The organism is bacterium, assembly GCA_016786595.1.
Classification (GTDB): Bacteria; Bdellovibrionota_C; UBA2361; order SZUA-149; family JAEUWB01; genus JAEUWB01.
In genome coordinates this window covers 1-13370 of sequence record JAEUWB010000036.1, presented here as the reverse complement: position 1 = coordinate 13370, position 13370 = coordinate 1, and the positions used below count along the sequence as shown (strand labels likewise).

Sequence of the window (13370 nt, the reverse complement as noted above, 5' to 3'; positions counted from 1 at the left end):
TTAACTCAGAGAGCGCAGAGTAAAGTGTTGTAGTTTTTCCAGATCCAGTCGGACCGGTTACCAGCACTAGGCCGTAAGGTTTATAAATCGCTTCCTTGAAGGCCCTCAGCTGAACTTCGTCGAAGCCAAGCTTGAGCATGTCAGTTTGTAGATTAGACTTGTCGAGTAGTCGCATTACGACTTTTTCGCCAAAAAGGCCCGGGAGAACGCTCACGCGGAAATCCATTTCCTTGCCGTTACCCATTTTCATTTTGATACGACCATCCTGCGGGAGGCGTCGTTCGGCAATGTCCAAGTCTGCCATAACTTTAATACGTGAAGTTAAGGCGTTTTTTAACTTCAATGGTGGCTTCATGATTTCGTAGAGTACGCCGTCGATACGGAAACGCACGCGAAAAACTTTTTCATATGGTTCGATATGAATATCTGAGGCGCCTTTCTTTACCGCATCCATGAGAATTGCGTTGACGAGCTTAACAACCGGGGCGTCTTCAGTTGCTTTCTCGAGAGCTTGAATGTCGACTTGCTCTTCGCCGTCGACAATTTTCATATCATTGGTGTCAACTTCGCCAATGATGTTATCATATGAGATATCACCTTCGTAAAGTTTCTCGAGGAAGGTTTTTAGTGATTTCTCATTGGTCAAGGCAACTTGAATGTCAAATCCAGTTAGGAACTTAATATCGTTGATCGCGAGAATATTTGACGGGTCTGCCATGGCAATAGTCAGAACACTATTCTCTAGTTTTAACGGGATAGCTAAATGCTTATTGGCAAGCTTTTGTGGAACGAGTTTTAGAATTTCAGGCTCGACCTGCAAATCTTCAAGCTTAATTACTGAGATTCCGTATTGCGAGCTAATTGTGGAAAGTAAGGTTTCTTCTTCAACGAATCCAAGTGCGACGAGGGCCGTGCCTAAAAGCACTCCATGGGAAGTTTGATACTCCTGTGCCTTGATCAGTTGATCCTCTGTAATCAAACTTGCTTTGACTAGTAGGGTGCCGACTCGCGAAGACATTGATAAATACTAAAACCTATAGAAATTGTTAACAAAAAATGTCACTACTGGTTGTTTTAGACTTCCCAGTGACATTTTCGGCCACTTTAGGGTTTTACTTGACCTAAAGTTTAAAATCCTCTCAACGCTTTTACGTTGCGGTGAAAAAATTTTTACCTACTGTTGAGATGTAAGAGAAACCCCTAGTGTTTCTCTTATTCAGATGCGCGCATGTAAAATTTACGTCACTGTAAAAATATGCAGTAAAATTAGATTGTTAGCCTCTGGACGCTTTTGGCTGTTGGCGTTAGATTAGTGCGGTAATTGCTTTTCAGCAATGACAACAATTGACGAACCCCAAGGAAGAATTATGTAATTTGAGAGCTTTAGTTCCAAGGCATTAAGTAACTTCAGAACATAATTTGTCAGTGGACTAATCTTTTCTTCATGGTCGGTTGTGCGTTTGAATAACTTGGCAATCAGGCGAGAAAAAATGAACGCGGGTAAAAGTAAGCTTTGATAAAACTGCAAATGAACGATCTTTAGCCCAGCATCTTCGAGTTTTGTTTTAAGCTCTTGAACTGAATAGCGACGTAAATGCTGAGCTACTTCATCACGGTAACTCCAGAGCCACATGTGGGCGGGAACTGTAATGATCGCCCTTCCAGTTGGCTTCATTACACGGTAGATCTCACGAATCGCTGAGACGTCGTCTAAATGTTCCAAGACATCGCAAACAGTCACTAACTCAAAGTTATTGTCAGCAAAGGGTAAAGCTTCAGCTTTTGCTTCGGAAAGATTTCTATGACCTTTAGAAATCATGTAGATCACGCTCAGATCTACGCCAAACGCCTTGGCGCCAAGCTCGCGTAACTTTTCGACTAGGCTCCCGGTCCCGCAACCAACATCTAATGTTTGTAAATTGGAAATTTTAATAAAGCGCTCAATTAAGCTGAGCACTAAATTGCGCCGCCCCGCAAACCAAAAGTGCCAATCTTCAAGTGTTGAAATCTTAACTCTGCTGGCGGCTATTTGTTGACGCATGCAATACTTATGATTTTATTTCGAGCATTTCTGGCGATATTTTAGCAGCATTGATTCTGCCTTACTTTGTAAAAGAATTTTTTCACCGATCGAGCGGTAAAAATTCCCTGCGTTGCTGCACAAAAATGGTGCATATGCGTAGGTAGTCAGATAAATCCCATTTGGTTCTAGCCCGCTGAGGAGAAATTCTTGATTCTCTTTCGAAAAATTTAAGTTTAATGCTGAATTACCCGGATTGACTGCCGAAAGTAGGGAAGAGTCTATTTTAGTAAGGTTGAGTAGCTGATTACGTAGATCTGATTCTGTGACGATATAGCGCAGATAAGCCAAGTAACTTAGTTGCTTCAAAAGTGGATTGAAATTGGCGCTCAGAGCCTCGGAAATTGTGGTTCGAGTTGGTGGAATACGCAAGATCGTTAAGTCTTTTTTAATTCTCGATCTGATTTCTAGTTCTTCAGTTTTTGTGCCCGCCAGGACTAAGATCTGCATTTGATCTGGATAATTCAGATCGGTTTTGTTGATTTCGATGGGAATGATTTGACGATACAATTCTGGGTCGTTCCAAACTAGTTCTTCGAAAAATTCGAAAGGAGCATCTGAGGAGAGTGCAAGGTAGCCAACCACGTGAGCATTAATTCTTCTAATTTTTTCCACCTCGTTTGTCAGGGTCGTGATGGTATAGGGGCCGATCTGATGTTGTGGAAAATTCATTTCGGCTAATCGTGCTGCTACCGGAACTGTACTTGAAACAATAGTGCTAATACCGAGATGCTTTAATTGCTCAATTCTATGCTGTGTTAAAATTGCGCCTGATAGCTGCTCACTTTTTGGCGGGACAAGCAGCCTAGAACTTAACATTTCAACGCCTAGATCATGAATCGCGCTCACTCCGAAGCGATAAGCTAATGAGCTTTGAATAAAGACTCCATTCCAAGTCGGAATCTTTGCGCGATTGAGTAAAAAAGCAATCACATGTGGGGTTTGAAATGGGCCACTTTCTCCGTGATGAAAGTACTCTGTGATTACCAGTCCAGCGGGTTGAGACTTAACGATATATTCTACCACTTGGCGCTCAGTTGTTGAAACAGATCGCGGAGGATTATCGGTAAAAAATGTAGGATTAAATGATCCATAGGTTATGACAATGAAAAATGTTGCACCAAGTGTGGATCTAAAGCCCTGCTTGCCAAGGTCTAAAATTTTATTCATCTGTGCGGCTAAAAGTGGCATCAGAGTTAAGATTAGGAGCGCCACGAAGCGATACTGATGAGTTAGTATCAAATCAATTACTGACCCACCTGAAGTTAACTCCTTGTAGTGTATGAAATTAAGAATCCAAGGCATGCTAAGTAGAGAACCTAAGCAGATTAAAAATATTTTTGTTACCCGCTCAATCTTAAAAATTAAGAGCAGTGGCAGCAGGCAGAAAAAATAAATTGTAGAAAGTGTGTGAGTTAGGATTAAAGCGGCTGTAAGGAGCGGCACTGCAACGTAAGTGCTACGGATGGTGCAGCAATTATAAATATATGCAAATAGCCAAAGCAAAATATGCCAAGCAAAAAGTTGCGCAAAGAAGCCAGACTGTAAAATTGTACGACAACCTAAGCCAAAAAGTGCATGCGGATAAGCAAGAAATAGTATTGTAAAAATTGCAGCAAAAAGCGCGTTAACCAAGGAGGAAGTAGCTGAATCTTTTTGCGCTTGTGGAGTGCAGATTCTTGTTGCTTTCTGTGTAAGGAAATAAACTGACCAAGGCAGTAGCGCAAGTCCGACGACCGCTACGCTGTAAACTGCAAAGACGCTGCTATCAGCAACAAACCGGTCGAGAGTGATTTTGATTACTGCCGTGAAGAGATAAGGCAGCAGTCCGTAAAACGTAAATACGGGCCAGCCCGAGAATTGTAACGGTTCGTAGAAGAAAATTCTTCCATGAGAAAGTTGCTCAGCTAGTGTCTCAACCAACAAGATGTGTCCAGCCAGGTCAACCGCTGGGCGCAACTCTGAAGTAAAAAAATCACTTAATTTAAGCAGTATAAAGACAGTTGCCGTAGCAAGCACAAAGTATGCCCGAGGACATGTTTTCCGAACTTCAAGCTGATTTTTTTGCTCGTTTGGTCTCACTAGCCTGTGATACTCTGCTTTATCGTTATGCGCCACGTAGTTTCTTACTTACTGCTTTTTTTTCTTTGCCTGACTTCGGCTGATGCTCAAGAAATTGCGCTAAAATTTTCTACGGAATTAAACGCGAATAAAATTGTCGTAAAAATTGGGCAAGCCGGTAAGGGCGTTGCTAATGGTATTGAACCCCGGGTCGAGTTTCTAGGACGTGAATATCAATTCCCGGTCGTAAGTGGACTGCGTCCAGGTAGACAAAGAACTTTAAGCATCGATACTGAACTTCCTGAACGTCAAGGCACCTATCCGTTGGTCCTGACCGTTACCTATCAACATGCTGGGCAGAAATTTTCGCTAAAGAAAGTCGATCTCGCACAGATCGGGCTTGGTCAAGAAATCAACGCACGTATAAAAATCGCATCGCATCGAATTGAACAAGCTGGGAGTATAGTAGTTTATACTGATCGTCCTCAAGACGTAAAACTTGTGCTTCCAGATGAAATCGTAGTTACCGACAAAACGATTGGGCCCGATCGAATAATTTACCAGGTCAAAAACGCGCGTCAGGGGATTGCTGCCGATTATCAAATCTATGCCTACCTTGAATCAGTCTCAGACAGTGGATTGAATCTAGTTAAGCTTACTAGTCATAAATTAGCCACGCGTGTTGTTGTCAAGGCGCAGTCGCTTTTTCCTCGTAGAGTTTTTTTGTGGATTGGGCTTTTAAGTTTCTTGATTGCGCTTGGAGGATATATCCAAGGGTTGAAAGATAGTTTTACACGCAGGCGCATTACCCTTGTGCGTAGCGCCTTTACTGTCTTCACGATCTCTTTTTTACTGACGCTTTTTCATTACTCGTATTTGATAGCTGATCGCTTGCTGCCGCTTTTACCGGAGGATGTTTTTGGCGCCGGGAATGTTGCGGCTTACTTCCATCAAGTTCTGTCAACGCTTGTTTCGGTTTTATATTTTGATGGCGATAACTATGATAGTTTTGCCAAATATCTTGCCGACCCGCTTTATTTTTATGTGTTGTTCTTTAATCCGTTTGTGATTCATTTTCTGATTTGCCCCGAAGTGTATACGGATAAGTACTGGCATTTAATTAAATTCACTTTTTCGTTTTTACCCTTAAAAATTGTGGGAACACCGCGCCAGCACTGGTCACGCTTAGCGCGATTGGCCTTGCTGACTTTATTGGTGAAAGTTTACTACGCGCCGATGCTGACAAGTTGGTTAATTAATGGCTTTTATTTGCAGGGGCAAAATCTACCCGAAGTGTTACGCATGCTTGCTGCTCCGGAATATGATTTTAGCCGCAAGCTTGCAGAAGTTAACGCTTATTTGATTACTGTTTTATTACTTACCGACGTTTTTGCTTTTTGTTTTGGTTACGTGACAGAGCTTCCGCAGTTAAAAAATCAAATAAAGTCTGTAGAACCAACCCTACTCGGTTGGGTGGTATGTATTGCATGTTATCCGCCGTTTAATACGTTTGCTTTCTTGCCGTTTGATTACGCACTTAACGCTGAATGGAATGAACCTTTTGGTGGGGTTTTAAGAAATGGGGTGCTGATACTGATCACCTGTCTCTGGGGGGTTTATTGTTGGGCCTCAGTCTCGCTTGGATTTCGCGCATCTAATTTAACTAATCGTGGAATTATCAACAAAGGGCCGTATGGATATATCCGGCATCCAGCGTATGCCTCAAAAATGACAATTTGGACAATGGAAAGTTTCTTTTTTGGCGAGCGTGCGTTTTTTCTGATCCTGATTACATTAATCATCTACACTTTGCGTGCATGGACCGAGGAGCGCCATCTTAAATCAGACCCTGATTATCTCGAATATCGCAAAAAGGTTCGCTGGTGGTTTATCCCCAAAATTGTTTAGCTAAACGCCCTAGTTGCCGATCGACCTGGCCAAATCTAAAACCTCATTTGCAGTAATTCTTTTCTGTTCGAGCGTGTCGCGGTCACGAATCGTTACGGTTTGGTCTTCCATGGTTTGATGGTCGATCGTGATGCAATAAGGAGTTCCTGCTTCATCTTGGCGGCGATAACGTTTGCCAATCGAGCCACTGTCATCGAAAGTTGCTGCCGTAATTTTACGCAGATCCTTGTAAATTGCTTCAGCACGCTCGGGCTGCCCATCTTTTTTCATCAAAGGGAAAATTGCAAACTTGCATGGTGCCAATTTTGGATGGAGCCTCAGCACGGTACGTGGATTTTCTTCGACAACTTCTTCAGCATAAGCGTCGATTAAAAACATCAAAAGCGATCGATCTGTGCCCAGCGCAGGTTCAACTACATGCGGTAGATAGCTTTCGTTTGTTACCTGGTCACGCCAAAGGAGTTTTTTCCCGCTACCTTGACTGTGTTGCGTCAGGTCGTAATTGCCCCGACAAGCAATGCCTTCAAGTTCAGACCAGCCAAAAGGGAATAAATATTCCACATCAGTGCAAGCCTTAGAGTAATGAGCTAATTCATCCTTGTCATGGTCACGAAAACGTAAGCGCTCCTTGGTGACGCCTAACTCATAAAACCAGTTCATGCGCTCTTGTTTCCAATAGCTAAACCACTCGTCATCAGTGCCAGGTTTACAGAAAAATTCCATTTCCATTTGCTCAAATTCGCAAGTGCGAAATATCGAGTTACGCGTAGTGATTTCGTTGCGGAAGGACTTACCTTGCTGGGCGATACCAAAAGGAATTTTAACTCGGGTAGAGTCTGTAACGTTCATGAAGTTTACGAAAATACCTTGAGCTGTTTCGGGGCGCAAATAGACTTGAGTCGAACTATCTTCAACTGCGCCAAGATGTGTTTTAAACATCAAGTTAAACATTCGTGGAGATCCAAAACTATGTTGTTTGCCTTCCTTACATTTTGGATTTGCCTTAATTGTGTCCTCAAGATGGTCTTGTCGGGCACGCAGTCCACAGCCCGCACACTCGACTAGCGGATCGGTAAAACTTTGCACGTGTCCAGATGACTCCCACACTTTTGGGTGCATAATAATTGAAGCGTCAATCCCGACGACGTTGTCACGTGAGGTCACCATATAATTCCACCAAGCGTTTTTGATATTGCGCTTGAGTTCCACGCCTAATGGACCGTAATCGTAGCAAGAGGCAAGGCCACCATAAATTTCGCTGGACTGAAAAATAAAGCCGCGACGTTTTGCTAAGGAGACAATTGGTTCGAGGGATGAAATATTTGCTGTTACTGACATGGTTTTTTTGACATTTGATAGCAATAAAACAAAATGGATAGCTAATGCGGGGATAAATTGCTAGGGAAATTATGAAATTAGGCTGTCTTGCGGCCGAATTCGGGCTATTTGCTCATATTCATCGGTTTTACCCCAGTATTTATCGACACTTAAATTATTAGTGGATTATGATCCGCTAATAATAATTGGTGGATTATAATCCGCTAATATGATAAAACTCGCAAATGGCTAAAGCAAGCAGGGATTTATTAGATCAACTCAATCCATGGTGGCAGAATCATGGCCACAGATATAAATTATTCGATAGAAAAGATTATACTGCAGAGCTGGTAAATCGCCAGGACCGACTAATCCAAGTCCTAACAGGAGGGCGCCGCGTCGGGAAAACTAGTATCTTGCGCACAGTGATTAACAACCTGCTGCATCAAAAAGTAAAACCACAACATATTATTTTCATCACTGGAGAATTGCGTGAGATTAAAGAACAAGGAATTCGTAGAACAATTGAAATTTTAATATTACGCCTAAAAGCTGATTATCGGGCTGAATTTCATATTTTTATCGATGAAGTTCAAGAAATACCCAAATGGCAAGAGGAGATTAAGCTCTTTTATGATACAACACACTTTAGGTTTTATGTATCTGGCTCATCGAGTTTAATCCTTACCAGACAAACAGCTAAACTGACCGGACGTTATCGATTGCAACATGTCCTTCCGTTTAGTTTTTTAGAATTTATTAAATTTAATGAAGGTAGAATTGGTGACGGAAGTAAGCATCATTCCAATGCGCTGAAGGAAAAGTATTTGGATGAATATTTAAGGATTGGCGGTTATCCTGAATATGTAATTAATAAGGATCCCGCTTATTTACGTCAATGTGTTGAATCAACTCTATATCGCGAATTACTTACTGAATACGGCATCAGAAACCCAGCTTTACTGCAAGATCTAATATATTTTTTAGCAGATAAAGTTACCAACGAAGTCAGCGTAAAACGCATCCAAAAAGATTTAAAAATAGATGATAAAACTGCGCGATATTATTTAAAATATCTGCAAGACGTGTATTTGATTTATCCAGTATATCGAGCGGGTAAATCGAATCGAATTACAAAAGGTAGTAATCCGAAATATTATTTTAATGACCCGGGAGTTTTAACTCTAATGGGTAAAACTCCGCGTCTAGGTCATCAAGCTGAAAATTGCGTTTTTCTACAATTGCTCAGAAAACAATTGTTACAAGAAATACCGCGCATTGAATACGACATTATCGAAGGTCAGGAAGTAGATTTTGTCGTCGATGGAAAATACTACGAAGTTAAAGCAGTTGATGAGATCAATCTTGATTTACTCGAGCAATATGCTGATCTTGGAAAGAAAATAGCAATTATTTCACTAAAATCAGTTAAAAATTATCAAAATAAATTTTCAGCTTTAAGTCTGAGCGAGCTTAAGGATTTTTTGACGGCGGATTCAGTCAAGTAAGGCAGGTCGCTGATGAATGCTGCGCTTTTTGGGGAGCTGCTTGTTTAAAGCGGCTACGGCTATGCGAAATACGCTGTCGAGGTGGCTTGCCTTTGCGCCATAAATATTGCTTTAATACTCTAGCTTCAAACTTAATAAAATCCCTAATGGCACGTGCAGAGATTTTCATCCTAGGTTTATATTTATGAATATTATCCGCTATTTCCTCTGGACTCCATCCGTCCGAACATAAACGTGCCATCCAAAATCTTTAATTTCCTGACACTTTAACCGCATCCGCTTGTGACTACGTTTCTGCCTTTTCTTAGCTGATTCATCGGCATATTTGGCTCTTTGCCAAATATCATACCCACACCACAAATAAGCTTGCTGACTACGGTTTCTTTCAAGCTCACGCACTATTGTCGTTCGATGCCGACCCAAGGCTTCGGCTATTTTTCGAATCCCTGGTTTGATCCCAACTCTGCTTCTCATTTCCCATGACTTTTAGCGACGGGTATAGCTTCACCCACAAAACCGTTATATCTTCAGCCGACAAATGAATCTCTTAATTATCGAAAAGTCTGATTTACTTGATATCAGAACAGCACTCGTTGCTGACGATCGGGCGCGACATTTAATTGAAATAAAAAAAGTTAAACTCGGCACCGAAATAGCAGTTGGCCTAATCGATAGTTGGCTCGGCAAAGCTCGAGTCGTGGAACTTCAAGCTAAGCAGGTAAAGCTTGAAATCATTGAACAAGCTGAAGTTGAGAGGGAATTTGATCTGACACTGTTACTGGCCCTGCCACGCCCGCAACTTTTGAAAAAAGTTCTACAAATAGCTGGAATGTGGGGAGTAAAAGAGATTATCTTTTCAGGTTCCGAGAAAGTAGAGAAAAGCTATTTCCAATCGATCGTGCTTGAGCCACAAACACTCAAAAAACATTTAGTCGATGGCATGTCTCAAGGAGTAAATATCTTTTTGCCTCAAGTCAGGGTTGAGAAGCACCTCAAGCAGGCCCTAGAATTGATACAAAATACAAAAGACAAGTTTCTTGCCGAAAAAACTGCCGAGCAAAAGCTCATCAATTTCTATGTGCACAATCGTGAAAAATCTAATTATGACAAGATTTTAGTCGCACTAGGGCCTGAAGGCGGCTTTATGCCTTCGGAAATTGATGCATTTGTCCAATCGGGATTTTTGATGTTTAATATCTCGCCGTACGTGCTCAGGGTGGATGTGGCGCTTTCAGCCGCGCTTGCCCAGTTATATCTAGCGCGTTCGTCGACCATAAATGGGATCTAAACACACTGAAAATATTAAGAAATCCTCTAAGCTGACGCGCAATAAAGTGACGCGCCTAAGCTCTATGAGCAAACGCCCCAAAAAGGCTAGCGCTGCCGTCGTCCCAGAGGTTCTTGCCACAAAGGCGCAAGACGGAGATTTAACTCATCAAGCTAGCTCGAATGAGATCATTAAGTATGACCCGCTTGAGCGTTATATTTCAGAAATTCGCTCTATACCCCAACTCAGTGCCGAAGAAGAACATGAACTTGCAGTGAAATTTAAAACCTTAGGCGATACCCAAGCCGGTTATAAATTAGTGACTGCAAACTTACGCATGGTTGTAAACCTTGCCCGCGAGTACCAGCGCAATATCCGTAACGTCTTGGATCTGATCCAAGAGGGGAACATGGGCCTGCTGGAAGCTGTGAAAAAGTTTGATCCCTTTCGTGGGATTCGTTTCCCGGCTTACGCAACGTTTTGGGTCAGAGCTTATATCCTCAGATATCTGATTAATAATTTACGCTTGGTAAAAATCGGCACGACTCAAGCGCAGCGCAAGTTGTTTTTTAATTTACGTAAAGAGAAAGCCCGCCTCGAAGCTGAAGGATTTAAACCTGAACCGAAATTAATTGCGCATCGCCTCAGCGTAAAAGAATCTGATGTGATTGAAATGGAACAACGCTTACTGATGCCAGAGATGAGCATCGATGCCCCTGTTTCTACAGATCCTGATGCGCCGACCTTGCATGGTATTTTAGCCGACAACGCTGAAAGCATTGAAGATCAACTCGCCCGTAAGCAACTACAAGAAGCGATACGTAACGCTCTGCAAGAACTTGAAGGCACGCTTGACCCCAAGGAAATGGCAGTTGTAAAGCGTAGGTTATTGGCAGACGAGCCGGAAACGCTGCAAGTTATTGCTGATGAATTTAAACTTAGTCGTGAACGCATTCGGCAAATCGAAGGGCAAGTCAAGGAGAAGCTTAAAAATTATCTAGCACAAAAGCTCGGTGCTGAAGTGACTGGGATTGAAACGATAAAGTCGGATGAGGTTGAATAAAGAGGAATATGGCACAAGCGGGAGTTTCAGGATTCGGTCAGCAACCACGCCAAAGACGTGGCTGGGGAATGTGGATTTTTATTGGCCTTGTTGTGGCCGGACTATTTTATATTGGACCCAAGGGGTATCGTGCTGGGAACGATCTCTATCAGAATTTTCTCGAGCGCGTTAAGCCCACAATTAAAATCTCAAGCCCGCCAGTTGGCATTGGGGTTGAGCCGCAGCAATTAACAATTGAAGTCGGGGACAGCGCTGCGGGTCTTGATCAAGTGGTGATTCGACTCGAACAGGGCGGGAACACCAAGGAGCTACTAAAGAAAAATTATGCTGAGCGAACATATGCCGACGCTTTAGCCCTGACACTTCCGGGAAAAGATTCGGGAATACAAGAAGGTGACGCTCAACTAGTGGTCCGCGTCTTCGACCGGAGCTATTGGGCCAATGGTGAGCAATTAGTTTTGCCACTGAAGATCGATTACAAGAAGCCACAGCTCGAGGTCCTGACACGACAACATTATGCGGCGCAAGGCGGGGTTGAGCTTGTTTTTTATCGTGTCCCTAAAGAGGAAGCGGTATTTTCCGGTGTGATGGTTGGGGAATGGCTTTTCCCTGGATTTAAGGCCAAAGAACTCGATGCCGAATTTGCAAAATTTCCCGACGTCTATTTTGCGTTTTTCCCGATTCCAATGGAACTCGATGTTAATGCTGCAAAGTTAAAAGTTTTCGCACGCGACCAAGTCGGGAATTTAGTGACTGCCACATTTAATTATCAGATCCGACCGCGGAGTTTTGTCGAAAAGAAACTGGAATTAACGGATCAGTTTCTTGAACAAAAAATCGAAGATTTATATCCCAAATTCCTCGAACTCGATCAGAAAACTAACGGCGGACCAATACGTTCGGGACAAGTCGGAAAAACTGTAGCAGAACGCGTGGAGCAATTTCGCAGCATCAACGAAAAGTATCGCGCCTTACTGGAACAGTCATTAATCCCACTTTTTCAAAGACCAAAGCGCGCACTTTATTGGGAAGGTGTCTTCGGGCGCATGCCTAATGCTGCGCAACAAGCAGGTTACGGCGAGAAGCGTTTTTATTCTTATCAAGGTGAATCAGCTGGAACGTCTGCGCATATGGGAGCCGATCTCGCATCACTTGCACAGTCAAGTGTGACTGCGGCCAATCGCGGAGTTGTGATTTTTGCTGATGATTTGGGGATTTATGGCAATACTGTAATTCTCGACCACGGCTTTGGACTTTGCACCTTGTACGGGCATCTTTCCAGCCTTGCAGTGACTGAAGGCAATGAGGTGGAGCGTAATGACATCCTTGGTCGTTCAGGCGCGACGGGGCTTGCTGGTGGAGATCATTTGCATTTTGAAATTAGATTGCACGGGATTCCGGTAACACCATTTGAGTGGTGGGATCAGAAATGGATTGACGACCACGTGCGAAATAAAATCTATGAAGTTAAGGGAGCACTGGGCATTCAAGTGCTCAAACCTGTCGGAGAGCGGGGATTTTAGTGAAACCTAGATTCATCATTGCAGGATTTTTACTGATTTTCGCGATCAGTTTGTTTGTGCTTGCAACTACTAAGAAAACTTCTAAAGCTGTGATGACTGTGCGTGAGCTTGTAAAATTAAATCAGGACTTGCCGAATGTCCGACTCGGAGCGCGGGTTGCAACTGCTGCAATCGAATACCAGACGACGCCTGAATTTAAATTAAGCTTTGAGGCAACTGATGCGGGATCTAAAGATCTAGCAACTGCAGTGGTGATTCCTGTAACTTATCGTGGAATTAAGCCAGATACATTTCAAACCGGTAGAGACGTGATTTTAGAAGGAGACTTCCGCCAGGGGCGTTTTGAGGCTAAGACTTTGTTAACCCAGTGTCCTTCAAAATATGAACCACCGACTTATAGTAACCCCAGCCAAACAGGCTCAAACTAGTAGCGTGTATGGCTGAACTAACCCCACAATTTTTTTCGCTGCTTCACCCCGGACATCTATTTTTGCTAATTGCCTGGGCGGCTGCGCTGTGGGGGCTAATCTCTGGTGTGATTGCCTATCGCTTTAAGCGCCAAGACTTTGCACTCTCCTCTGAGCGCGCGATTGTTTCAAACGCAATGTTTGGCCTTGCTGCCTTGATTGTTCTAGCGATTTTA

The 13370-nt window shown here is 42.9% G+C and carries 12 protein-coding genes; 7 read left to right on the top strand and 5 right to left on the bottom strand.

Annotation, left to right across the window (positions count from 1 at the left end; translation table 11 throughout):
- From tadA to JNK13_05740, 3 genes are all read right to left on the bottom strand, one after another.
- The coding region (gene tadA, locus JNK13_05750; GenBank protein MBL7662239.1) for a Flp pilus assembly complex ATPase component TadA at window positions 1–1018 on the bottom strand (1018 nt) is incomplete at its 3' end.
- 291 nt (window positions 1019–1309) lie between these two features.
- The gene (locus JNK13_05745; protein ID MBL7662238.1) at window positions 1310–2041 is read right to left on the bottom strand and encodes a class I SAM-dependent methyltransferase; all 732 of its coding nucleotides are present in this window, start codon (window positions 2039–2041) and stop codon (window positions 1310–1312) included.
- A 15-nt stretch (window positions 2042–2056) separates the two neighbouring features.
- Window positions 2057–4198 (bottom strand): hypothetical protein, encoded by a 2142-nt coding sequence (locus tag JNK13_05740; protein ID MBL7662237.1) that lies wholly within the window; start codon window positions 4196–4198, stop codon window positions 2057–2059.
- On the opposite strand from JNK13_05740, the gene JNK13_05735 reads away from it, so the two are divergent.
- Complete coding sequence (locus tag JNK13_05735; protein MBL7662236.1) at window positions 4190–6049, top strand: hypothetical protein; 1860 nt, start codon at window positions 4190–4192, stop codon at window positions 6047–6049. The genes JNK13_05740 and JNK13_05735 overlap by 9 nt on opposite strands.
- Before the next feature lie 9 nt (window positions 6050–6058).
- Here JNK13_05735 and JNK13_05730 read toward each other — a convergent pair whose 3' ends face one another.
- Window positions 6059–7369 (bottom strand): glycine--tRNA ligase, encoded by a 1311-nt coding sequence (locus JNK13_05730; protein MBL7662235.1) that lies wholly within the window; start codon window positions 7367–7369, stop codon window positions 6059–6061.
- Between the two features lie 242 nt (window positions 7370–7611).
- On the opposite strand from JNK13_05730, the gene JNK13_05725 reads away from it, so the two are divergent.
- A complete protein-coding gene (locus tag JNK13_05725; GenBank protein ID MBL7662234.1) occupies window positions 7612–8874 on the top strand; it encodes an ATP-binding protein in 1263 nt (420 codons plus the stop codon).
- A 198-nt stretch (window positions 8875–9072) separates the two neighbouring features.
- Here the strand turns inward: JNK13_05725 and JNK13_05720 are convergent, their stop codons facing one another.
- Window positions 9073–9348, bottom strand: a complete 276-nt coding sequence (locus JNK13_05720) for a helix-turn-helix domain-containing protein (GenBank protein ID MBL7662233.1) — start codon at window positions 9346–9348, stop codon at window positions 9073–9075.
- Window positions 9349–9412: 64 nt separating this feature from the next.
- On the opposite strand from JNK13_05720, the gene JNK13_05715 reads away from it, so the two are divergent.
- The 5 genes from JNK13_05715 to JNK13_05695 all read left to right on the top strand — a co-directional run.
- Window positions 9413–10162 carry an RsmE family RNA methyltransferase gene (locus JNK13_05715; GenBank protein ID MBL7662232.1) on the top strand — a complete coding sequence of 250 codons (750 nt, stop codon included), beginning with the start codon at window positions 9413–9415 and terminating at the stop codon, window positions 10160–10162.
- A 64-nt stretch (window positions 10163–10226) separates the two neighbouring features.
- The gene (locus JNK13_05710) at window positions 10227–11204 is read left to right on the top strand and encodes an RNA polymerase factor sigma-32 (protein ID MBL7662231.1); all 978 of its coding nucleotides are present in this window, start codon (window positions 10227–10229) and stop codon (window positions 11202–11204) included.
- An 8-nt stretch (window positions 11205–11212) separates the two neighbouring features.
- The gene (locus JNK13_05705; GenBank protein MBL7662230.1) at window positions 11213–12727 is read left to right on the top strand and encodes a M23 family metallopeptidase; all 1515 of its coding nucleotides are present in this window, start codon (window positions 11213–11215) and stop codon (window positions 12725–12727) included.
- Complete coding sequence (locus tag JNK13_05700; protein MBL7662229.1) at window positions 12727–13155, top strand: cytochrome c maturation protein CcmE; 429 nt, start codon at window positions 12727–12729, stop codon at window positions 13153–13155. Before JNK13_05705 ends, JNK13_05700 begins: the two co-directional genes overlap by 1 nt.
- A gap of 8 nt (window positions 13156–13163) precedes the next feature.
- On the top strand, window positions 13164–13370 hold a 207-nt coding region (locus JNK13_05695; GenBank protein ID MBL7662228.1), incomplete at its 3' end, for a hypothetical protein.